Annotated in this window: 21 protein-coding genes, 2 tRNA genes and 1 pseudogene; 7 read left to right on the top strand and 17 right to left on the bottom strand. The window is 46.8% G+C overall.

From position 1 onward, the window contains the following. Positions 1-24: 24 nt before the first annotated feature. Positions 25-348 (top strand): HI1450 family dsDNA-mimic protein, encoded by a 324-nt coding sequence (locus tag K9N75_RS10995; RefSeq protein ID WP_035502449.1) that lies wholly within the window; start codon positions 25-27, stop codon positions 346-348. Positions 349-417: 69 nt separating this feature from the next. Here K9N75_RS10995 and K9N75_RS10990 read toward each other — a convergent pair whose 3' ends face one another. The 3 genes from K9N75_RS10990 to spy form a co-directional block, all read right to left on the bottom strand. Further along, on the bottom strand, positions 418-1,269 hold the full coding sequence (locus K9N75_RS10990; RefSeq protein ID WP_130954872.1) for an ion transporter: 852 nt from the start codon (positions 1,267-1,269) through the stop codon (positions 418-420). A gap of 276 nt (positions 1,270-1,545) precedes the next feature. Then, a complete protein-coding gene (gene acnA / locus K9N75_RS10985; protein ID WP_224452575.1) occupies positions 1,546-4,245 on the bottom strand; it encodes an aconitate hydratase AcnA in 2,700 nt (899 codons plus the stop codon). 297 nt (positions 4,246-4,542) lie between these two features. Further along, positions 4,543-5,064: an ATP-independent periplasmic protein-refolding chaperone Spy gene (gene spy / locus K9N75_RS10980; RefSeq protein ID WP_008813399.1), complete on the bottom strand. Its 522-nt coding sequence runs from the start codon at positions 5,062-5,064 to the stop codon at positions 4,543-4,545. Positions 5,065-5,589: 525 nt separating this feature from the next. Between spy and kduI the strand changes: the two genes are divergently transcribed. The 3 genes from kduI to K9N75_RS10965 all read left to right on the top strand — a co-directional run bounded on the left by kduI (position 5,590) and on the right by K9N75_RS10965 (position 8,218). Further along, positions 5,590-6,426, top strand: a complete 837-nt coding sequence (gene kduI / locus K9N75_RS10975; RefSeq protein ID WP_008813398.1) for a 5-dehydro-4-deoxy-D-glucuronate isomerase — start codon at positions 5,590-5,592, stop codon at positions 6,424-6,426. A gap of 65 nt (positions 6,427-6,491) precedes the next feature. Beyond that, positions 6,492-7,253, top strand: a complete 762-nt coding sequence (gene kduD / locus K9N75_RS10970) for a 2-dehydro-3-deoxy-D-gluconate 5-dehydrogenase KduD (protein WP_004090015.1) — start codon at positions 6,492-6,494, stop codon at positions 7,251-7,253. A gap of 227 nt (positions 7,254-7,480) precedes the next feature. Continuing rightward, positions 7,481-8,218 (top strand): substrate-binding domain-containing protein, encoded by a 738-nt coding sequence (locus K9N75_RS10965; protein ID WP_224452574.1) that lies wholly within the window; start codon positions 7,481-7,483, stop codon positions 8,216-8,218. Here K9N75_RS10965 and K9N75_RS10960 read toward each other — a convergent pair. From K9N75_RS10960 to K9N75_RS10950, 3 genes are read right to left on the bottom strand one after another with little or no spacing between them, the layout of a single operon-like run. Next, entirely contained in the window at positions 8,215-8,976 is a 762-nt protein-coding gene (locus K9N75_RS10960; RefSeq protein ID WP_375374060.1) for an ABC transporter ATP-binding protein, read from the bottom strand. The two genes, K9N75_RS10965 and K9N75_RS10960, sit on opposite strands and share 4 nt — an antisense overlap. Beyond that, positions 8,969-9,973, bottom strand: a complete 1,005-nt coding sequence (locus K9N75_RS10955; protein WP_020303767.1) for a FecCD family ABC transporter permease — start codon at positions 9,971-9,973, stop codon at positions 8,969-8,971. Before K9N75_RS10955 ends, K9N75_RS10960 begins: the two co-directional genes overlap by 8 nt. Beyond that, positions 9,957-11,036, bottom strand: coding sequence for an ABC transporter substrate-binding protein (locus K9N75_RS10950; protein WP_224452572.1), 1,080 nt, complete (start codon positions 11,034-11,036; stop codon positions 9,957-9,959). Before K9N75_RS10950 ends, K9N75_RS10955 begins: the two co-directional genes overlap by 17 nt. 242 nt (positions 11,037-11,278) lie before the next feature. On the opposite strand from K9N75_RS10950, the gene K9N75_RS10945 reads away from it, so the two are divergent. Beyond that, entirely contained in the window at positions 11,279-11,455 is a 177-nt protein-coding gene (locus K9N75_RS10945; protein ID WP_008813393.1) for a hypothetical protein, read from the top strand. A 97-nt stretch (positions 11,456-11,552) separates the two neighbouring features. On the opposite strand, the gene K9N75_RS10940 is transcribed toward K9N75_RS10945, so the two are convergent. The 3 genes from K9N75_RS10940 to K9N75_RS10930 form a co-directional block, all read right to left on the bottom strand. After that, a complete protein-coding gene (locus K9N75_RS10940) occupies positions 11,553-11,807 on the bottom strand; it encodes a hypothetical protein (RefSeq protein ID WP_004090023.1) in 255 nt (84 codons plus the stop codon). A 234-nt stretch (positions 11,808-12,041) separates the two neighbouring features. After that, positions 12,042-12,117, bottom strand: a tRNA-Thr gene (locus K9N75_RS10935). Positions 12,118-12,122: 5 nt separating this feature from the next. Then, positions 12,123-12,210 (bottom strand) — tRNA-Ser (locus K9N75_RS10930). Positions 12,211-12,433: 223 nt separating this feature from the next. Between K9N75_RS10930 and K9N75_RS10925 the strand changes: the two are divergent. Continuing rightward, positions 12,434-12,924, top strand: a pseudogene (locus K9N75_RS10925) (2-thiouracil desulfurase family protein). 32 nt (positions 12,925-12,956) lie between these two features. Here K9N75_RS10925 and K9N75_RS10920 read toward each other — a convergent pair. From K9N75_RS10920 to K9N75_RS10910, 3 genes are all read right to left on the bottom strand, one after another. After that, positions 12,957-13,373, bottom strand: coding sequence for a DoxX family protein (locus K9N75_RS10920; RefSeq protein ID WP_008813391.1), 417 nt, complete (start codon positions 13,371-13,373; stop codon positions 12,957-12,959). Between the two features lie 142 nt (positions 13,374-13,515). Continuing rightward, positions 13,516-14,190: a MarC family NAAT transporter gene (locus K9N75_RS10915; RefSeq protein ID WP_008813390.1), complete on the bottom strand. Its 675-nt coding sequence runs from the start codon at positions 14,188-14,190 to the stop codon at positions 13,516-13,518. A gap of 98 nt (positions 14,191-14,288) precedes the next feature. Then, positions 14,289-15,182 (bottom strand): formate/nitrite transporter family protein, encoded by an 894-nt coding sequence (locus K9N75_RS10910; protein WP_224452571.1) that lies wholly within the window; start codon positions 15,180-15,182, stop codon positions 14,289-14,291. Positions 15,183-15,354: 172 nt separating this feature from the next. Between K9N75_RS10910 and K9N75_RS10905 the strand changes: the two genes are divergently transcribed. After that, a complete protein-coding gene (locus tag K9N75_RS10905) occupies positions 15,355-15,633 on the top strand; it encodes a YjcB family protein (protein ID WP_008813388.1) in 279 nt (92 codons plus the stop codon). Positions 15,634-15,714: 81 nt separating this feature from the next. On the opposite strand, the gene K9N75_RS10900 is transcribed toward K9N75_RS10905, so the two are convergent. The 5 genes from K9N75_RS10900 to yfiR form a co-directional block, all read right to left on the bottom strand. Beyond that, positions 15,715-15,858 (bottom strand): hypothetical protein, encoded by a 144-nt coding sequence (locus K9N75_RS10900; RefSeq protein ID WP_020303768.1) that lies wholly within the window; start codon positions 15,856-15,858, stop codon positions 15,715-15,717. 184 nt (positions 15,859-16,042) lie between these two features. Continuing rightward, positions 16,043-17,545: a glycine betaine/L-proline transporter ProP gene (gene proP / locus K9N75_RS10895; RefSeq protein WP_039186868.1), complete on the bottom strand. Its 1,503-nt coding sequence runs from the start codon at positions 17,543-17,545 to the stop codon at positions 16,043-16,045. A gap of 572 nt (positions 17,546-18,117) precedes the next feature. Continuing rightward, positions 18,118-18,609, bottom strand: coding sequence for an outer membrane lipoprotein YfiB (gene yfiB, locus K9N75_RS10890; protein WP_008813386.1), 492 nt, complete (start codon positions 18,607-18,609; stop codon positions 18,118-18,120). Between the two features lie 28 nt (positions 18,610-18,637). Continuing rightward, entirely contained in the window at positions 18,638-19,864 is a 1,227-nt protein-coding gene (dgcN, locus tag K9N75_RS10885; protein ID WP_020303769.1) for a diguanylate cyclase DgcN/YfiN, read from the bottom strand. 4 nt (positions 19,865-19,868) lie between these two features. Beyond that, on the bottom strand, positions 19,869-20,372 hold the full coding sequence (gene yfiR / locus K9N75_RS10880) for a regulatory sequestration protein YfiR (RefSeq protein ID WP_064574243.1): 504 nt from the start codon (positions 20,370-20,372) through the stop codon (positions 19,869-19,871). Positions 20,373-20,876: the final 504 nt, after the last annotated feature.

Here is a 20,876-nt window from a genome sequence, read left to right as displayed (position 1 = left end):
CAAGATAGATAGGACACTCCTATGATGGATTTAGATAACCGCCTAACCGAAGATGAAGCCTTAGATCAGGCCTATGATATTTTCCTTGAGCTGGCTGTCGATAACCTCGACCCTGCTGATGTCATTCTATTTAATCTGCAGTTTGAAGAGCGCGGAGCCGCTGAATTATTCGATCCTGCCGAAGACTGGAAAGATCACGTAGATTTCGACTTGAATCCTGATTTCTTTGTGGAAGTCGTGATCGGCTTAACCGATGGTGAATCCGAAGATATTACTGACGTGTTTGCCCGTGTGCTGATTTGCCGCGAGAAAGACCATAAGCTCTGTCACATCTTGTGGAAAGAGTAAGTTTTCCTTAAACGTTAGCGTAATCATTTGTTATATCAATAACGCACAGCCTAGGCTGTGCGTTATTGTTTATTCATCACTATAGTGACTTAACTGTTGACCACAAAATTTACAGAATCGGGCTTCATCATCGTGACCCGATTTATGGCAATGCTCGCAACGACGCAAGTGACGCCGACGCTGCAATACCTCGGTCATATGCGCCGTTAAAACACCTGTTGGAATAGCGATAATCGAGTAGCCAATCAGAATAAGCATTGAGGCTAAAATTCGCCCTGCTGGGGTATGCGGGGTGATATCACCATATCCAACGGTGGTCATCGTCACCACCGCCCAATAGACTGAAATAGGTAAGCTGGTAAAGCCATGCTCAGGACCTTCAATCACGTACATCACACCACCGAACAAGCACAGTAAGATCATCACGAAAGTAAAAAACACCAATAGTTTTTTACGCACGCCAATGATGCTATCCCACAGCAGAGACGCCGCTCCCATGTAACGCAGTAGTTTAAAAATTCGTAATACTCTGAGTACTCGTAGCAAACGCAAAACCGTGACGTACTGCCCTGCCATCTCGGGATAGATCAGCAAAATATAGAGTGGCAGAATGGTCAATAAATCAATAACACCGAGAAAAGTAAACGCATAGTTTTTCTCTTTTGGCGTCGTAAGCAAACGCAAGAAATATTCAACGGTAAAAACCGCGGTAAACAATATTTCAAGCTTGAGATAAAGATCCTCACGTGCCACCAACACGCGCAAAGGTTGAGGATCACCAGATTCGATAAACACCAGAAAAACGCTGGCGACAGCCATAGCAATCCAGAAATACTCCATCTTTCTGCCAACGCGGGTCCGGATATCAAACAAGTGGCTATATATCTTCTGACGCCAAGTCCCCATTTTCATGTCCGTCATGTTGCCCTCAGAAAATTATGCTAGCCCGCTGTTATATTCCCCCATTTTATCATCCCATCATCACATCACCGCTTTAGATAATTTAGATAAGTGTGACCAACGGTAAACTCCTGCCTCATCATATTAAGGTTGTTGGTGTGTTGGCAGTGTTATTCGCATAGTTTCAGATATAGCGTGTTTCGCCTGGATAAAGGCACAAAAGAAAGCCGCTATCAAAAATGATAGCGGCGGGAGTCTGAAACCTTACACTACGCGAACCTGACACATGCCATTCTTCTACAGCATTTTCCTGATCACATAGTGCAAGATCCCATCATTACGGTAATAAGTAAGTTCGTTACTGGTATCAATACGACAACGAGTCGGGATCACTTCACTATGTCCATCGGCGTAGGTGATGGTTACATTAACGGTTTGCCCCGTCGTGAGCTGCTGCAATCCGCTAATATCTAATGTTTCATCTCCCGTCAGGTTTAACATTTTGCGTGTAACCCCTTGTGGAAACTCCAGCGGCAGAATCCCCATACCAATCAGGTTTGAACGGTGTATACGCTCGAATGATTCAGCGATCACCACACGGACCCCAAGCAATCGCGGCCCCTTAGCAGCCCAGTCACGACTAGAGCCCGAGCCATACTCTTTACCCGCAATCACCGCAAGCGGCACGCCTTCGTCCTGATACTGCATCGCAGCGTCATAAATCGCCATCTGCTGTTGGGTAGGAATGTGTCGAGTTACGCCCCCTTCCACGCCAGGAACCATTTCGTTGCGGATACGGATATTCGCGAAGGTGCCTCGCATCATTACCTCATGGTTACCACGCCGTGAACCGTAGGAGTTGAAATCTTTACGTTCAACGCCATGCCCCAGCAGATAACGCCCTGCCGGGCTCTCAGCTTTGATATTACCCGCAGGAGAAATGTGGTCGGTGGTCACAGAGTCCCCCAACATTGCCAGCAAACGCGCGCCGTGAATATCTTTCACGGCCTCAGGTTCGGCCTGCATCGTGCTGAAAAATGGCGGATGACGGATATAGGTGGAATCTTCCTGCCAATCATAGGTCGCGGAGCCTTTGACCTGAATCCCTTGCCAAACAGCATCACCGTCAAAGACCTGCGCATACTCTTTGCGGAACATGTCGGTTTTGACCATTTCTACCGCGTTGGCAATTTCTTGGCCAGTTGGCCAGATATCTTTCAGATAAACTGCATGGCCCTTTTGATCATGACCTAACGGGTCAGCAGACAGATTCACCTTCATATTGCCGGCCAGCGCATAGGCAACCACTAACGGTGGAGAGGCTAGCCAGTTGGTTTTAACTAAAGGATGAATTCGCCCCTCAAAGTTACGGTTTCCAGAAAGCACCGCACCCACGGTCAGATCGCCCGCTTTGATCGCGGTTTCAATCGGTTCCGGCAACGGGCCGGAGTTACCTATACAGGTGGTGCATCCATAACCCACGAGATTGAAACCTAACTGTTCAAGATAAGGAGTCAAGCCTGCGGCATTCAGGTAGTCGGTGACAACTTTAGATCCCGGTGCCAGCGAGGTTTTTACCCATGGCTTACGTACGAGCCCTTTTTCTACCGCTTTTTTTGCCAACAGTCCGGCGGCCATCAGAACACTTGGGTTAGAGGTATTGGTACAGGACGTAATCGCGGCAATCACCACTGCGCCCTGCTCCAGTTGGTGCTTTTTACCCGCCAGCGTGAACGCTTCAAATTCAACGCGGTTCTTCTGACTGGTCAGCTCCAGTTCGGTCGCAGCCTGAAACGCCTGAGGTACTTTAGGTAGAGGCACACGATCCTGTGGGCGCTTCGGTCCCGCTAAACTTGATTCAACGGTACTCATATCCAAAGACAGAGTGCTAGTAAATACCGGTTCATCTCCAGCATTTCGCCACAGCCCCTGCGCTTTACAATAAGCTTCAACTAACGCAATTTGCTCCTCGCTTCGACCACTCAGGCGCATGTAGCTCAGCGTCACCTCGTCGACAGGGAAAAAGCCACAGGTCGCGCCAAATTCAGGTGACATGTTGCCGATAGTCGCACGGTCAGCCAAGGGAAGATCGGCTAAACCATCGCCATAAAATTCAACAAATTTGCCGACGACACCGTGCTTACGCAGCATTTGTGTCACCGTCAGCACCAAATCAGTTGCGGTAATCCCCTCACGCAGTTTGCCAGTCAGCTTGAATCCGACCACATCTGGGATCAGCATCGATACCGGTTGTCCCAGCATAGCCGCTTCCGCCTCTATCCCTCCTACGCCCCAGCCTAATACGCCAAGGCCGTTAATCATGGTGGTGTGGGAGTCGGTACCAACCAGGGTGTCAGGATAAGCAACGCGCTGACCGTCAACATCTTCATGCCATACCGTCTGCCCAAGATATTCCAAATTCACCTGATGGCAAATGCCCGTACCCGGCGGCACAACGCGGAAGCGGTTAAAGGCTTTTTGCCCCCAACGCAGGAAAATGTAGCGCTCATGGTTGCGTTCCATCTCAAGCTCAACGTTTTCGCCAAACGCCTGCTCACTGCCAAAATGATCCACGGTAACCGAATGATCGATAACGAGATCAACTGGCGACAACGGATTAACCTGCTCAACGTTGCCACCAAGACGCAGCACGGCCTCTCGCATCGCGGCCAAATCGACGACGGCGGGTACACCGGTGAAATCTTGCATTAACACACGCGCTGGGCGATAGGCGATTTCTCGATCGGCATGTCCCGTTTTTATCCAATCGGCAATTGCCTGCAAATCATCCTGAGCCACGCTGTCTCCATCGAGGTGACGCAGTAGATTCTCGAGCAGCACTTTCATGGATTTGGGTAAGCGACTGATATCGCCAAGATGTTTTTCCAGCTCGGGCAAACTGTAGTAGCGGTATTCGGTATTCAGGGCACTTAGTGTTTTTTCACACTGCTGGGCAAGATGTTGCTGATTCAGACGATTTCGCACATCGGATGACATAGCTCCTCCTTCCTTATAATGCTTAAAGCGATACCGGCTGGCCGTGAGCACGCTTCTCATGCAGCGTCTAGAACCATCACAACCAGCGGCAATCTCCTGATAACGTTGTGGCTACCTTTAAAGATAACACAAATAGATGGTAACGTTTTAGTAACATTTGGCAGTTGATACGATAGATGGTGTAAACCAATAGCGACGCGTTAAGTGGGAGAAGGATATTTCTTGCGGAAAATAATCGTGGGAAATAAAAAAGCCTCCGCACAGGAGGCTATATTTATTCCAGTCGAATCTTATCGATTATTGCTCAGCGGCAACCATCGCAGCATGGCGCTGTTGCATTTTTTCGATGCGTTTTTCGAAATTCTGATTAAATTCTTTTTTCTGTTCTGGCGTCAGAACATTATACATTTTGTTTTCCATTTTCATGCGTTCCAGCATCATATCGTTGCGCTCTTTATTGTTCGCTTCGATTTGTGCACGTGCTGCGCTTTCGTCAAATTTATCACTCGCTACCAGCTTGTGCATTTCTTTGAAGTGATCGCCCATCATTGGTTTTTTATGCTCAGCGCGGAACTCTTTAGCAATGGTTTGCATCTGTTCACGTTGCTGATCCGTCAGTTTCAACCCTTCAAACATACCACCACGATGAGGACCTTTCATACCCATCTGATGATGCATCATCATGGGTGCGGTCGCATTCCCCTGCGTTGCGGCGGGTGCTGGTGCTGGTGCTGCGGAGGCGGTCGTTTCCGCTGCGTTTGCCATTGAAGCGCCCAGAGCCAAAGATGAAGCCAACATTAAAGCAGTTAATTTACGCATAGTAATCATTCCTCAAATAATGTGTTCGTTCTAACGATTTGTCGTTCTAACAATGTGTTCACTGTGTTGATGGAATTAAGTCTATAGTTCTAAATATATAGTAGTTACACGCTGAGTAAATTAATGAAAGGAGAAAAATCAAAAAATGGGCAATTATGAAGAGAGTGTGGAGATTGTGGGTTTATTTTAAACTCAGCGGTAAGATTACGCCTAAAATAGCAAATTGGCCCCACTTATTCCAGCAAACATTATTATTAATACTTTGCTTACCCTCAGCGCTTTATTGTCTCAGTCTCTATAACCTCTGTTTTACTCAGTCAGCGGCATGATTCATCACAGCCCCTTGCCTACAGTCTGTGATCTGATAGCCAAATTCGCAACACGAAACCCATAAAAACAAAACACTGTTTCATTTTTTATTGAATTGCGCAGCGTAAGGATCTACCATGCATACATCGACAGGGATAGAAAACCTTTCTGTTCATGCCAAATAAATACTCAAACGAATAACCGACGAGGTGAAAGATGGAAGTCCGCCAAAGCATCCACAGCGATCATGCCAAGCAACTCGACACTGACGGCCTACGCCGCGAGTTTTTAGTTGAGACGATTTTCGATGCAGACCAATACACCATGGTTTACAGCCATATCGATCGTATTATCGTCGGCGGCGTCATGCCGGTGCAGAAAACCGTTACTATCGGTGCCGAAGTAGGCAAACAGTTAGGCGTGAGCTATTTTCTGGAACGCCGTGAATTAGGCATTATTAATATTGGCGGGCCAGGCACCATTACCATCGACGGAGAGTGTTTTGAAATAGGCCACCGCGAAGCACTTTATGTAGGTAAAGGTGCTCGTGACATTGTTTTTGCTAGCGTAAATACAAATCAGCCTGCCAAGTTCTATTACAACTGCGCACCGGCACATACCACCTATCCAACCAAAAAGATCACGCCTGCCGATGCATCACCACAAACGCTGGGCGATTCAAAAACCAGCAACCGCCGCACCATCAATAAATATATGGTTCCAGATGTACTACAAACCTGTCAGTTATCAATGGGGCTCACCGAGCTGGCTGAAGGCAACCTGTGGAACACCATGCCATGCCACACCCATGAACGCCGCATGGAAGTCTATTTCTACTTCAACATGGACGATGACTCCTGTGTTTTCCACATGATGGGACAGCCGCAGGAAACTCGGCACATTGTGATGCATAACGAACAAGCCGTGATTTCACCTAGCTGGTCAATTCACTCAGGCGTAGGCACCAAGGCCTATACCTTTATCTGGGGCATGGTTGGTGAAAATCAGGTCTTCGACGATATGGATCACGTCGCGGTAAAAGACATTCGCTAACCCATTTACACTTCATCTTTTGCGGTTAGCCAACGTTGTCTGGCCGCTGTTTAAGGACATAAAACATGATTCTTGACGCATTCTCGCTACAGGGTAAAGTTGCACTGGTCACTGGCTGTGACACGGGTTTAGGTCAGGGTATGGCAGTTGGTTTAGCACAGGCCGGTTGTGACATCGTCGGTGTTAATATTGTTGAACCCACCGAAACCATTGAAAAGATCACCGCTCTTGGCCGCCGCTTCTTAAGCTTAACTGCCGATCTACGCGATACATCGGTCATTCCTGATGTGGTGAAACGCGCGTCTACTGAGTTTGGCCATATCGATATTTTGGTCAACAACGCAGGAATTATCCGCCGTCAGGATGCATTAGAGTTCAGCGAGAAGGATTGGGATGACGTGATGAATCTGAACATTAAGACCGTGTTCTTTATGTCTCAGGCCGTTGCACACCAATTTATTGCGCAGGGGAAAGGTGGAAAGATAATCAACATTGCCTCCATGCTCTCTTTCCAAGGAGGTATTCGTGTGCCGTCTTATACCGCGTCTAAAAGTGCGGTGATGGGCGTCACTCGTCTGCTCGCCAACGAATGGGCGAAGCATAAAATCAACGTCAACGCGATTGCTCCGGGCTATATGGCAACCAACAATACGCAGCAACTGCGTGCCGACGAAGCTCGAAGCGAAGAAATTCTTGGCCGAATTCCTGCTGGCCGCTGGGGTTTACCAGAAGATCTGATGGGGCCAGCGGTGTTCTTGGCATCACCGGCATCCGACTATATTAACGGCTATACCATCGCCGTCGATGGCGGTTGGTTAGCGCGTTAATCAGCGCCCTATCCCGCTACGCTGATACCCGGTCAGCGTAGCTTTCTCTTCTCGAATGACTATTGCATCAAGTGTCTGGAGTCAGTGAGTGCCGCCAACGCCCTACAACCTGAAGTATGGCGGGGATATATCACCCGCGCATTGACAGACCGACGCTCCCGCCGTAACGTGCCTTACTCTATATAAAATTTTATATAACGTTTTAATCGTTAATATCGCGTGGTGTCATGGTGAAACCCCAAACTCAATCTCTAAATGTGCTCGCCGCCGGTAGCTTGCGGAAAGCACTCTCCCCGCATCTAACCCAATTTAGCCAGCAATTTGGCATCAATATACATGTGCAGTTTGGCCCCGCCGGTCTGTTGCGCGAGCAAATTGAGCGTGGTGCAACGTGGGATCTGTTTGCCTCAGCTAACCTGCAACATCCGCAGAAGCTACAAGCACAGGGACTGGCGCAAAGCATAATGCCCTTCCTGCGTAATCGGCTCTGCCTTACCGTTAGACGCACATGTATGAACAGCGAATCAGACAGTTGGCTGGAGCTTCTCACTAATACGCAACTTAGCATCGGCACGTCGACACCTGGCAGTGATCCCTCCGGTGACTACACGTGGCAGTTGTTTGATCGCGTCGAAGCGCTTCGTCCTCACGCAGGTGAATCACTGAAGCAACGAGCACGACAGTTGGTGGGAGGAATAGATAGCCTACAGGTTCCGGCAAATGAAATAGCCTCTGGCTGGATCATTCAGCAAGGTTTGGCGGATGTCTTCGTCGGTTATACTCATTATGCACAGTGGCTTCGGAATAATCAGACCGTGGCGGTGGTCAATATTCCTGATACAGATAATGTTTTTGCCACTTATGCATTGGCACTGCGTGATGAAAGCGCTCGGCCGTTAGCGGAGTATCTCTCATCACCACGCCTTCAGCAGCAATTCATTAACGCTGGTTTTTCAGCATGTTAATCATGAGCAATCTCAAACAGCGGGGTAAGTACCTCATATCGCTGCCCATCCGATAACACAGACGCGCGCTCCACTCTTACGCCATATGCCATCAGCAAATTTGCTTCAGTGAGCATCTCCTGTGTGACGCCATAAGCCCAACGTTTGCCATCTAATAGCATCAGGCATTTATGCGCCACCAGATGTGCATGCGCCGGATCGTGGGTCGTAAACAGCACACTTATCTGGCGCTCTTGCGCTAGCTGGCAAACCAACCGCAAAACCGCCTGTTGATTAAACAGATCTAGCGCCGACGTGGGTTCATCGAGTATGAGCATTTCGCAACCGGTGGCTAAAGCTCGCGCAATCATGGCTAACTGTCGCTGCCCGCCCGATAGCGTCTGAAAATCGCATTCAGCTAGATGTTCAATGCCCAACGTTCGCAGTGCTTCCTGTGCAATAGTTTCATCTTTACGCGTTGGTTGCTGTAACAACCCGATAGAATTCACCCGCCCCATCAGCACAATATCGACGACCCGATAAGCGAAAGCCGTTGAGAAAGATTGTGCGACAAAACCTATCGGTGCGCTGCGGGATATTTTACCTGATAACAAAGGCAATACGCCGGTTAGCGTATTCAGCAACGAAGTTTTTCCTCGTCCATTAGCACCAAGAATGGCGCATACCTCACCCCGCCGGCAGTCAAAGCTCAGCGGTGTATACAACGCGTTCCGATAGCCGAACGTTAGCCCATCAACGCTTAATGCAACATTATTCACCATGAGAGAACCTCCGCGAGCGGATGAGCAACAGTGCAAATAGCGGTGCGCCAATTAAGGCCGTAATGATACCCAGTGGAATTTCTGCCTGACTCAGCGTACGGGCAACATCATCAACCAACACCATAAAGCCGCCGCCCAACCAAAACGCGGCGGGGAGTAATCGCCGATGATCCGCCCCTACTAATAGACGAGCGAGATGCGGAATCACTAAGCCGATCCAAGCTATTCCACCGCTTACTGCCACCTGTGCCGCCACTAAAAGAGCACATAACAGCAAAACCAAACGACGCAAGCCCACCACGGACACCCCCAAGGTGCGCGCATCAGCATCACCGAGAGATAAAATATTGATCCGCCATCGCAGCCGAAATAACAAAAAGCTGGCTATCGCCAGCGGTATCGCCATCATCAACAACTTATGCCAATTAGCCGTTGCAAAGCTGCCCAATAGCCAGAATACAATGCTCGGCAACTTCTCTTCGGTATCAGCCATATATTGCAGCAGGCTAACCAACGCAGAGAAAAAACCGCTGAGAATAATGCCGGAGAGAATAAGCATCAGGCGATTCTCTTTGCCCAGCGCTGACGCAATGACATAGACCAACGCTAAAGCTAACAGACCGAATGCAAAGGTCGAGCTCATCAACAGCCATGGAGAAAATCCGAGCAAAATTGCCAGCGTCCCGCCAAAGGCCGCTCCCGCACTAACGCCAATAATGTGAGGGTCAACCAGTGGATTATGAAATACTCCCTGCAGACACGCACCGCACAGCGCTAACGCGCCTCCTGCGCCACAGGCCATCAGAATACGCGGCATCCTGACCGTCCAGATAATTTGCCCCGCTAACCGATCGGTCTGCATAGGTGCTAGCAGCGCATGCCAAACCTCTATCGGCGAAATAGTAAATTGGCCGACGCCGAGCGAAAAGAAGGCGACAATCAATGTCGCCATAGGGAATAGCAAATGAAAGTACCGATTACTGAACTGAGGCATGCGAATTTGGCGTCCAGGCTGTGCGATAAAAACGCTGATAGTAATCATTCGCGGCTTTATTCATATCAATGTCTTGAAAACGTTGCGGATACAGCTGTTTCGCCATCCATAGCTCGCCGATAGCCAATGCCTCCGGCATTGGATACCCCCACGCCTTAGCGTACTCCGGCATCAGATAAACTCGCTTATTTTTAACTGCATCAATGCCCTGCCAAGCCGGATCGCGAGTGATTTTAGTCACTTCATCTGGATAGCGATCTTGCACGAAGATAACCTGCGGATTCCAAGATAAGACCTGTTCCATTGAAACCTGCTTATAGCCTTTGATGCTGGTCGCTGCAACGTTTATCGCCCCCGCGTGCTGCATCATCAAACCAGTATATTTTCCTGAGCCGTAAGTTGTTAGATCGGGGTTCGCCATATAAACGCGCATGCGCTGGTCGACGGGAATATCCTTCAGACGCGCTCCCACCGTCTCTCGTTGCTTGAAGGCATAATCAATCAACGCTTCACCTTGTGACTCACGATTCACCACTTTAGCGATCAGACGAATACCCTCTTGCAGCCCTAAGTTATATGCCTGCTCCTCATCATTCATCTGAGGGTTAAGCTTGCCCTTTTCGCTTTGGGCATCATGGCGCAGTGAAATCGCTACTACGGGGATCCCGGCTTTCTCAATCTGATTAATCATTTCAGGCGGCGCATAGTTCGCCACAAAAACAACTTGAGGATGTTCAGCTAGCAGACTTTCTAGATTCACCTGTGTCAGATCGCCCGGCATTGGTATTGTCGCCAAGCGTGGAGAAAAACGTTCAAATTCAGGGCCAAGCTGCTTTTTCCAACTGGATAAAACGCCCACGACGTCATCTGCCGCATCAAGCTGTACCAGTAAGTTCAACGTTTGATGTTGTAAAACAACAACACGATTTACTCGATCGGGGATCGTAACCTGACGGCCAAGTTGGTCAATGACGGTGCGGTCGGCAAGAGATGTAAAAGAGACGAATAGAAGAGATGCGCCTGCGATAACCGCATGGCTCAGCTTGGACGTAGAAAGATTCATAGTGAGTGACTTAAGTTGTGTTATATACAAAACTATATAACGATTTACCGGTGTCAAACAAGTTCCCCTATGGAGTTAAGGGGCTTATACCACTCACACCGCCTGACTAACGAGGACGGACAACAGCAATAAAAACATGATGATTCATAGATATATAAAACATGAACAACAAAAATAATTTGTTCAGTTTTAGTTCATGTTTAAACATCCTACGATGAATTTTTACCCGTAGGAGGTTAAATATGAAACAGATCTATGGCTTTTTAAATCAGCTTACAGAGAGCTATCAGCAGGAACGTCAGCCTCATAAATTGCTTGGCTTATTCTACCTAACGCCAGAACAACGGCTAAAAATCTTAGAAGATATCATGGCGCCTTACAGCGAAGAGGAAGCGAAATTATCTCAAGAAAAGCAATAATCTCAAGAAAAGAATAGAGGTAGGAATATGCAGGCTAAAGAGAGCAAGCCAAACCGCAATAGGATCTACGCGGTTTGGCACAATCCATCAACGAGTGCTAAAGACGCTTGCGTAACGCATTTTCGGCGCTAAACATCCAAAGCTCAGGCTGTCGATTCGGTGAGAACCGCACTTCATAACGATCTTTCAGCGGCGTTAAACGCCAGCTCATCAACTTTTGATCACGTTTAGGTTTAAGAAAACGACGCCAGCCTAGTGCGCGGGTTGCCTGACGATCGAGCATCCATGCAGCCGTTGGCGATAACGGCAGACGTATAAAGGTATCTTCAACGCTGATATCACAAATACACATACGACACTTCCATAACGTGATTTAATAATTTAATACTCGGTTAATTATCCCCATCACATCAGCATTAGCCAAAGAGATAACCCCCAAACTATGATGTGGCTCACAAACAGAAGGTGGTTAAATTAACAAACATGTAACTATCACCGATAAGCCTGACAAAACGGAGATCACACAAAATGGAGGGCAAATTTTCGGCGAAAAAAAACCACCCAGAGGGTGGTTTCTTCTTACTCATGGTGCCGACTACCGGAATCGAACTGGTGACCTACTGATTACAAGTCAGTTGCTCTACCTACTGAGCTAAGTCGGCGAATTTGGCGGAAGGATAGAGATTCGAACTCTAGGAGCTGTTACACTCGACGGTTTTCAAGACCGCTGCCTTAAACCACTCAGCCATCCTTCCAATGGGGGCAGATATTAACGGCCTTCCCGGTGGCTGTCCAGCGCTAAAATAAAAATTTTATTCAACTGCGCAGTAAATAGCCACGATGAACTTTCTTTAATCAGATATCGCTATTTATTAATCAGTTAGGCCTCTAGCATCACCATTTTTCATGCAATAATACTCTGCTCACCGTATCGAGTTATCTCAGTTCAGCTATCGTTTTTTAGGTTTTTTATGACTAATCCCACAAAAAATACTGGTTAGCACCTGCCTAATGGGCTTCCCAGTGCGTTATAACGGCAGCGCAAAACCATTTATGCCACCGACGCTGTTACGCTGGCAGCAAGAAGATCGTTTGATACTCTGCTGCCCTGAAGTCAGCGCAGGCTTCCCAACGCCACGATTGAGCGCTGAAATTCGTTACTCACCGCTTGGAGAGCGTGCCGTCGTCGAATCTGATAATACTGACGTTACTGCGGGCTATCTGGCTGGTGCCAGTATCGCCCTACAACTGGCATTAAAACACCAATGCCGTTTTGCCCTACTCACCGATGGCAGCCCTTCTTGCGGTAGCTCGCTTATTTATGATGGTAGCTTCAGCGGTAAAAAATCTCAGGAATGGGATTAACTGCGGATCTATTACGAAAAAATGGAATTACCGTTTTTAGCGAGGCTGAGTTTTCCGCTCTAGAGGCCGCAGTCACTGTGTCTGATAGGCAAACGGCCTGCTAGCAGGCCGTTAGTTGGAGACAGAAAAACGCTATCTACAATTTCTTGCTCAGGCGGTAATCCAAAGAGTAGCGCCCTGCTCCCGTCACTATCAGCAATAAAAGTCCACCAATTATGCTGATGTTCTTATAGAAGTTGATTTCGTTAAGCACCATATCCATGCCACTGAGTCTCCAGAATGGGTGGCCAATAATGGATGTCCCAAGCACATAGAGCGCAAAGATAGCGGCAATAGGCCGAGTCCCCAGCCCTAAGATCAACGCAAAACCGAAGAAGAGCTCAACCACCACCGCAACGATAGCCGCAATATAGGGTAACGGAGCGCCATAACCCTGCATTGCCGAAACAGCGAGTTCGAAATGGGTTAATTTCCACCATCCAAATATAATGAACAGCAGCATCAACAATATCCTAGCCAGCAATATAAGTGAGTCTTTCATACCGTCACTCATTTTTGACTCCTTAATCCGCAAAAATGGAACTGCTACCTTCCTGTGTTAATTCTAGGACACAATAAGGATTTATGACGGAGGATTTATCGCATTAACAGCAAGCCATCTTTCATACAAAAGCGGCCTGCATCTGAGTATTAAATTAGATAGGCGCGTGGAAGGTTGTCACGATTTCTAAAATGCCATTGATAATAAACTGTACGCCCATGCAAACTAATAAAAATCCCATCAGGCGTGAAATAGCTTCAATGCCTCCCTTACCCACCAGCTTCATAATCGCGCCAGAACTGCGTAAGCATCCCCACAGAATGACACTAACGGACAGAAACACCAGCACCGGAGCCACCATCAGCACCCAATCAGGGAAATCAGCGCCGTGTTTAATGGTGGACGCAGAGCTAATAATCATCGCTATGGTGCCGGGTCCCGCCGTACTGGGCATCGCGAGCGGAACAAAGGCAATATTCGCGGTTGGGTGTTTGTTTAACTCTTCACTTTTGCTTTCAACCTCTGGCTGATCCTCCATCTTTTGCTGAGGAAACAGCATTCTGAAACCGATAAAGGCGACAATTAATCCCCCCGCAACCCGCAAACCTGGGATAGAGATCCCAAAGGTGTTCATCACAACTTGGCCGGCATAAAAGGCAACCATCATGATGGCAAACACATAGACCGAAGCCATTAACGACTGGCGGTTTCGCTCCTCGCGGTTCATATTTCCCGCTAGGCCGAGGAATAACGCCACCGTCGTCAGTGGGTTAGCCAACGGTAATATCACTACCAATCCTAGCCCTATGGCCTTAAATAATTCAATCATTATGCATCACATCCTTGGTGCGAATGACGGGTTATATGTCAATTGAAGCCATAGAGTATAGGCAATAAGCTCAAGTGAAACCATTCGCACAATAATGTTCATTTTTTGTCCTTGCTTTTATCTAACTCACTGCGTATTTGTGCATGGCTAATTAACGCAAAAATGAATGTGCCGCCGATGATATTACCGATCAAGGTCGGCACGGCAAATGGATAAATAAATTCCTGCCAGTGACGATGACCGGAAAATACCAAATAGAGAATTTCTACCGAGCCAACAACAATATGAGTCAGATCGCCGATGGCCACCAGGTAGGTCATAATAATAATAACCCAGATTTTCGCCGCTCCCGCAGAGGGAAACATCCATACCATGGTGGCAATAATCCAACCTGATACCACGGCGTTGGCAAACATTTCCGTCGGCGAATTTTCCATCACTTTCTGACTGATGCTGACGAAAGCCTCACGCGTTTGCACGTCAAATACCGGCAAATGCCAGAAGATAAACGCAACTAAGCCCGTGCCTATCAGGTTCCCGAGCAACACAAGCCCCCACAACCGCATCAGTAAAAGAAGATTGGTGCGATTAGGCTTATTCATAACAGGCAGTACCGCGGTCAGCGTATTTTCCGTAAACAACTGCTGGCGAGCCATAATCACGATAATAAACCCCAACGTATAGCCGAAGTTTTCTAATAAAAATGCGCCCGGTACCCCATCAAGTTTGACGTGGAAAATACCTTTCGCCATCAGCGAAGCTCCCATTGAAAGCCCAGCGGCAACAGCAGACCAGAGCAATGCCCAAACATCACGCTCTAGCTCTTTGGTACCTTCCATACGGATAATTTCATGTACCGCCGCAGCGCGTGACGGAAGGCGATCTTCATCGGTATTGATCTCTTTCCCCTGCTTCTCTTCATCATTATCAACCTTCAACCCGCTTTCTGGCTTTTCATCAACAATACGATCTTTATGGGGCTCATCATTCATTCTGCATCTCTCCGTTGGTTTCAATAATAAGCGTAGACTCTGATTCCGCTCATTTCAGATGCAGATAGCTAAACTCAGATTAATTGATGAAGAAACATGCTAGATGAATTGAATGACTCAGAATATAATGTGATCCAAATCACATTATACTGTTGAGTGAGGATCGTGTTGCATGGGTACTGTTATGACTGGGCTAATCGTCGCCCGTTGGGAAATCATGAGTACTTTTATGATGTTTGTGGCCAGCTCATTGAACATCAAGTTTCGTAAGAAAGGTCACAGCTTGGTTGCTTTTGCCTTCAGCGGCATCGGGTTTGCCACGGCATGTTGGTTGGTTATGACACTCACTGGCGCGACAATCAACACCGATGGAATGAGCCACTTTTGGGCCGTAGCCAAAGACGTATTTGTTGACGTCATGAGCCAACCCTCCGCCTATAGCATGATGTAGTTGATCGCCATATTGCAGGGCACATCCGCGTTCAGCACCGACGTGCCCTGCACCACCACTCTTGAATGGCTATCCATAGAATCAGAGCTCACTGCGCGGTAAAACAACCGCGACAGAAATCGATGCTTTCAGCATTTTCATCGCTGTATTCCAACGGCTCGAACTATGATGGGCAACAGCATATTTTGCGACGGACTGTGCAATTTTAACTCTCTTCGCGTTCATAGTCAGACTCTCCTCAAAGACAACATCACTTTGCCGTTATTAAGAAAAAGCCTATACCTTTCTCATTCAAGCTGTGTTTACCAATTGTAAATTTATGCCGTAAACTATATCCAAAGGTTCGAGTGTTGCCCGCAGCAGAAATAAAAAGAGGCCGCAAGCGGCCCCTAGACAGAAAATGAAAACCTTAATCCAATTTAGGATGTTGGTCGATTAGACGCTGTTTCTTGCGTTCCAATTCTTCAATCTGCTCGTTAATATCCTCAACCTTTTGCTCGATGTTGTCATAAGTCTCTTGTAACAACTCTTTCGCTTCAGCACGGTCAGAAGCTGCTGGCGTTGCGCCTCTAAGAGGCTTATTCGCCGTTTCTTTCATAAACAAGCCCGTTGCTAATCCGATTAACGCCACAACCATCAAGTAATAGGCTGGCATATACAGGTTGTTGGTGGTTTCAACCAACCAAGCTGCAATCGTCGGCGTCAAACCAGCAATAAGTACTGAAATATTAAACGAAATCGCTAGCGCACTGTATCGAATATGCGTTGGGAACATTGCTGGCAGCGTAGACGCCATCACACCCGTAAACGCATTCAGCAATATAGCTAATATCAACAGCCCCAAGAAAATCAAACCAATGATATCGCTGTTGATGAGTTTGAAACAGGGGATGGCTAATAACAGTAAACCAATGCTACCAAAGATAATAAATGGCTTACGGCCAAAGCGGTCACTCATTAGTCCCATAACCGGCTGGACAAACAGCATACCGATCATAATCGCAATGATGATCAACACGCCGTGGTCTTCTGAATAATGCAGGTTATGCGACAAATAGCTCGGCATATACGTCAGCAACATGTAATACGTTACGTTGGTTGAGATAACCAGACCGACACAGGTCAACAAGCTTTTCCAATGCTGAGCAAGAATGGTTTTAAATGAAGTCTTAGGCGGATTTTGAATCGCATTGCGATCGTCCTGCTCCATTTTATCTACATGCTGTTGGAACGCTGGCGTTTCTTCTAATGCATGGCGTAAATAAAGACCAATCAAACCTAATGGTGCAGCAATAAAGAATGGAATACGCCATCCCCAATCAAGGAAATCTTGCTCACCAACAATGCTAGAAATCAGTACCACTACGCCGGCACCCAAAACGAAGCCCGCAATGGAACCAAAGTCTAACCAGCTCCCCATAAATCCGCGTTTTCTGTCTGGAGAATATTCAGCAACAAAGATTGCTGCTCCTGAATACTCACCACCGACGGAAAAGCCTTGAGCTAATTTAGCCAACAGCAACAGAATCGGAGCCCAGATCCCTATCGATGCATAAGACGGAATGAGGCCGATACAGAACGTACTCACCGCCATGATAATAATAGTGACAGAGAGAACTTTTTGGCGGCCAAATTTATCCCCCAATGCACCGAAGAATAATCCGCCTAAAGGACGAATGAGGAATGGAACAGAGAATGTAGCCAGCGCCGCGATCATTTGAATACCTGGATCGGCACCGGGGAAGAATACTTGACCCAGTGCATAGGCAACAAACCCGTAAACACCAAAGTCGAACCATTCCATCGCATTACCCAACGCTGCCGCGGTAATGGCTTTTTTTAACTTCTCATCATCGATAATTGTAATGTCGTTAATATGTAGCGGCTTTGCCTGCTTTCTTCTTAATCTCATTATTATTTCCTTGCAAAATTTTGTGTCGCACAGTGAATGCCTTCTCACCGTGCCTCACGATGGTCCGTTCTCTACCCGTCCTACTTCAAAATTGCTTACGTATTGGCTGCGCTCGTCCACCCTGCTTGCGACTTTTAGACGTTCATAGCCTATGACAACTCGAATACTCAGGATAAAGCCCCCAATGGGACACGACCTAAATCGCTGATAGTGCGCTTTTTGGCAGCCTCAGATAAGCAGTCTCCTACCTGATCAACCACACCCTAACAGCCCTTTTCTCCTTATTTAATCCTTCAAATAATGCTGTTTAACTATAACAATAATTCAACAAAACAGACCAAATGTCAAAATTTGTGATCTTAGTCACTGAGTGTGTAAAGATCGTATAGGCCTGAAAAAAAGCCACTTTTGAGATAATAACTAGGCAAAACTAATGAGCTACTGCCGCATAGAATGGGACTGAGAGATATTTGAGAGAGATTTGTCAGGCGGAAAAAAAGTGCGGAAAAGCAAACAGAAATGGCTAGGTATCATCCATGATACCTAAAAAATATTTATCTATTGGGGCTCAGTTAAGGCGCCTCAATGACTATTGCAACACGTCTATTTTCAGAACGTCCCTGCTTAGTGCTATTGCTAGCAATCGGATGACTTTCTCCCATTCCGCGCGTTGTAAGATTCATGCGTGGGATCCCCCCCTGAGAAAGAGCATCAGCCACTGTATTGGCGCGTTTTAGCGATAGCTGCTGGTTGTAGCTTTCATCACCATAATTATCGGTAAAGCCATCTAAGCGCGCATGCAGAATATTGATTTGCGCAAGCGTCTTACCCATTTTTTTTACCGTTTCCGTGCTTTCTGGCGTCAGATTAGATTTGTTATTACCAAACAATACCTTCTCAGACAGTCCAAACATCCATCCCTCATCGGTCTGATGGAAGCCCTGCTCTTTTAGTACTGCAATTTGTTCTGCGGTTAATCCGCCTTTATGCTGACATCCCGCTAAAAATAGTACTGCTAAAATTATTCCTACCCATTTCCACTGAGTGTGTAATCTCACGTTCATTCCTCTTCCTATTTTTTTAATATCATCGTTACGAGAAGCTCCAACCGCCACCGTTATGCTTACTGTGATACATAGCGGCATCCGCTTTCTCCAATAATTCAGCTGGCGTACTCCCAGCATTTGAAAGCGTAAAACCTATGCTGAGTGATACAAATACCTCTTCACCATTAGGCAGATATATCGTGCGTCTCATTGCCTTGAGGATTTTTTCGATTACCTGCATGACATCGTCCTGATCAACCACGTGACGCAATAAAATTGAAAACTCATCACCGCCCATCCTGGCAACTAAGTCATTTTTACCGACCAGCGTTTTTAGACGTTCTGCAATCGTGGTTAGTACATGATCGCCGGCCGAATGCCCCCAAGTATCATTGACAGCTTTAAAACCATCACCATCAAGAAACATGACGCATATTTGTTCCTGCATCATGTTCATACTCTCTAGCATGCTCATGAAGTTTGAGCGATTTGGCAGTGACGTTAATGGATCATGCAATGCTTTATAAGAAAGCTGATCGTTCTCGATCATCAAATCAGCATGTTGCAATTCCATTTCACGCAATAAGCTATTGAAGCCCCGACTCAGCTCATTAATCTCTGCAATTTGTGAAGGCCGTACCCTGATTGAAAATTCTCTCTTTTCTCGGGCCAAACGAGCCACATGGGCAATATTTTGCAGCTCATCGACAATTCCGGTGTGCATACGGCGCACTAACCAAAACGACAGCAAAGCGGTAATCACCAAACAACTCAATAGGCCAAGCAACAAATTGCTCAAGAATTTAACCATAGTGGCGCCACCTGCGGTCAACGTGACGTATCCCACCACTTCATTCTCACTCACTACAGGTTGAACAACCATTTTTGGCAATAGCCATTTTCGAATCGGGTCGTCAAGCGTCAAACGCATGCTGGTAGGTGAGGTCCAGCTTGCGAGTAACTCCTTCTTTTGATCGTAGATCCTCGCCTCATACACTTGTTCTTTTTTAGCGATCAACGTCAACGCATCCTGAGCCGCCGGTTTATCGCCAAATACCACTGCAGCCGCGCTGGTATAACTGATCGTGGCTGCAACCAGCTGTAAGTTATGTTCAGCGTATGACTTCAGCGTGAAAACAGAAAGCACTGACAGCGGTATCCCCGCCATTAGCAGAGTAATAGCGATAATCATTAAATGAATACGCTGAAACATACTACGTAACGTTGGACGAGATTTAGGCATGTTCGCGTTTGAGAAAAAAGTGAATCTCATCCGATTACCCTTTTCTCTTAGCTAAAAGCAGCACATTAGGATTCACTTGAACGTTACTACGCGCCAGAATATCCAAATTGAGATCAAATGCGACCCCCGAATTATCGATGCGTAAACAAAACGCGCTTCCTCTAAGGCATTCCTTATTATCTTCTGCAATTGTTAGAATACTTTTACCTTGCATACTTTGAATGATCAGTTCTTGGTCATCTGGTTTTATATTTCCGAAGTACACCGCGTCACATTGTTCCAACAGCTTCGTGGGCGAAAAATCGACGACTTTAGCATCTACGCGTCTGCTGGGTAACGTAATCGTACTCTCAGTCAACAAACGCGCATAACGCGCAGGAGGGACGATACAAAGCTTTATAGGATCTGGAGAGCTCGCCCAACGGGTATAACGAAGCATTCCTATCACGACCTTTGCAACATCTTGCTCTTTGATGGTTAGAGTTTCCGGCGCTTCTTGAATTTCATCTACCGCTAAACCGTTAACGGTGTACATCATGAGAACCAACATCAGGGTTGGCGCAAATAGCAACCTGCTAAAGCAGTGAGAAAGTTTTGCACGGATTGAAGGTAATATCATGAACCAAGGGACCCTACGCTAACGGCCTCTATTTTCATTAGGTTGCACATAATTATTACTCCGTTAACATCCGCCAGCATAATGAAAACATTAAGCACAAAAAAAGTATACAAACAAACTATAAGATTTTTCTTACTTGTTGTGTTTCCGCATAAATTTCTTCGCTATTTTTATTAAGTCCGGCATAAACCTCAATAAGATTGTTCCATTTGTCGGGATAACATGCACGGCACGGACGGATAAATACATTAAAATGTGAGCAATATCTAATAGATGGAGGTATCGGCAACTATCGGCTTTTCTTTAATAAATGCCAACCGTCATTAGCTATTTAGTTAGCACGCAAATTAACCAACTTTGTTCGTAGTTCAATATGCATGCAAATAGGTTGTTTTTTGAGGATGAGATGGCGTACTAAATATA

The organism is Hafnia paralvei (assembly GCF_020150375.1).
Lineage (GTDB): Bacteria > Pseudomonadota > Gammaproteobacteria > Enterobacterales > Enterobacteriaceae > Hafnia > Hafnia paralvei.
The sequence above is the reverse complement of the archived record's forward strand: the minus strand, read 5'-3'. Positions and strand labels throughout refer to the sequence as shown.

Coding starts and splice junctions, on each gene's coding strand:
- K9N75_RS10995 (WP_035502449.1), top strand. CDS start 25: ATGGATTTAGATAACCGCCTAACCGAAGATGAAGCCTTAGATCAGGCC.
- K9N75_RS10990 (WP_130954872.1), bottom strand. CDS start 1,269: ATGACGGACATGAAAATGGGGACTTGGCGTCAGAAGATATATAGCCAC.
- acnA (WP_224452575.1), bottom strand. CDS start 4,245: ATGTCATCCGATGTGCGAAATCGTCTGAATCAGCAACATCTTGCCCAG.
- spy (WP_008813399.1), bottom strand. CDS start 5,064: ATGCGTAAATTAACTGCTTTAATGTTGGCTTCATCTTTGGCTCTGGGC.
- kduI (WP_008813398.1), top strand. CDS start 5,590: ATGGAAGTCCGCCAAAGCATCCACAGCGATCATGCCAAGCAACTCGAC.
- kduD (WP_004090015.1), top strand. CDS start 6,492: ATGATTCTTGACGCATTCTCGCTACAGGGTAAAGTTGCACTGGTCACT.
- K9N75_RS10965 (WP_224452574.1), top strand. CDS start 7,481: ATGGTGAAACCCCAAACTCAATCTCTAAATGTGCTCGCCGCCGGTAGC.
- K9N75_RS10955 (WP_020303767.1), bottom strand. CDS start 9,973: ATGCCTCAGTTCAGTAATCGGTACTTTCATTTGCTATTCCCTATGGCG.
- K9N75_RS10950 (WP_224452572.1), bottom strand. CDS start 11,036: ATGAATCTTTCTACGTCCAAGCTGAGCCATGCGGTTATCGCAGGCGCA.
- K9N75_RS10945 (WP_008813393.1), top strand. CDS start 11,279: ATGAAACAGATCTATGGCTTTTTAAATCAGCTTACAGAGAGCTATCAG.
- K9N75_RS10940 (WP_004090023.1), bottom strand. CDS start 11,807: ATGTGTATTTGTGATATCAGCGTTGAAGATACCTTTATACGTCTGCCG.
- K9N75_RS10920 (WP_008813391.1), bottom strand. CDS start 13,373: ATGAGTGACGGTATGAAAGACTCACTTATATTGCTGGCTAGGATATTG.
- K9N75_RS10915 (WP_008813390.1), bottom strand. CDS start 14,190: ATGATTGAATTATTTAAGGCCATAGGGCTAGGATTGGTAGTGATATTA.
- K9N75_RS10910 (WP_224452571.1), bottom strand. CDS start 15,182: ATGAATGATGAGCCCCATAAAGATCGTATTGTTGATGAAAAGCCAGAA.
- K9N75_RS10905 (WP_008813388.1), top strand. CDS start 15,355: ATGGGTACTGTTATGACTGGGCTAATCGTCGCCCGTTGGGAAATCATG.
- K9N75_RS10900 (WP_020303768.1), bottom strand. CDS start 15,858: ATGAACGCGAAGAGAGTTAAAATTGCACAGTCCGTCGCAAAATATGCT.
- proP (WP_039186868.1), bottom strand. CDS start 17,545: ATGAGATTAAGAAGAAAGCAGGCAAAGCCGCTACATATTAACGACATT.
- yfiB (WP_008813386.1), bottom strand. CDS start 18,609: ATGAACGTGAGATTACACACTCAGTGGAAATGGGTAGGAATAATTTTA.
- dgcN (WP_020303769.1), bottom strand. CDS start 19,864: ATGAGATTCACTTTTTTCTCAAACGCGAACATGCCTAAATCTCGTCCA.
- yfiR (WP_064574243.1), bottom strand. CDS start 20,372: ATGATGTACACCGTTAACGGTTTAGCGGTAGATGAAATTCAAGAAGCG.